This is a genomic window from Motilimonas thetidivivens, from assembly GCF_046452435.1.
Taxonomy (GTDB): domain Bacteria; phylum Pseudomonadota; class Gammaproteobacteria; order Enterobacterales; family CBDFNC01; genus Motilimonas.
The window spans coordinates 1-465 of the sequence record NZ_JBKFDK010000072.1 but is presented as its reverse complement, the minus strand read 5'-3'; the positions used below and the strand labels follow the sequence as shown (position 1 = coordinate 465).

The window sequence follows — 465 nt, the reverse complement described above, 5'->3', positions numbered from 1 at the left end:
TAAGCCTGATAGAGGCCGATGAGGCATTGAATCGTATTTACCCCTGTTTCATTGCCGCAAAAGGCATAGGTCAGACGAGCGCCATTGCTATCCTAGCCGAGTTTGTCGTGCTTCCAATAGACATGAAAGCGAAGCAAGTGAGCCGCTATAGCGGACTCGATGTTAAGTTGAGTCTGTCAGGCACGAGTGTTAAAGGTGCATCACGTATCAGCAAAGCCGGTAATACTTATTTACGCTCAGCACTGTATATGCCCGCTATGTCAGCAGCTCAGCATGACTCAAACGCCAAGCAGTTCAAAGACAATCTAACCTCAAGAGGCAAGACCAAGCTTCAGGCGAATGTTGCTGTAATGCGAAAGTATTTAACAGGCTTGTGGGCAGTTTATAAAGAAGGTCAAGCATTTGACTCTGCAAAATTATTCAATTTTGAGAGTCAAAATGCTTGAACTTAAACAGAGTATCTAC

At 44.5% G+C, this 465-nt stretch carries 1 protein-coding gene; it reads left to right on the top strand.

Going from position 1 to position 465, the window contains the following annotated elements:
- The coding region (locus ACK8OT_RS19285) for a transposase (RefSeq protein ID WP_410198135.1) at positions 1-446 on the top strand (446 nt) is incomplete at its 5' end.
- Positions 447-465: the final 19 nt, after the last annotated feature.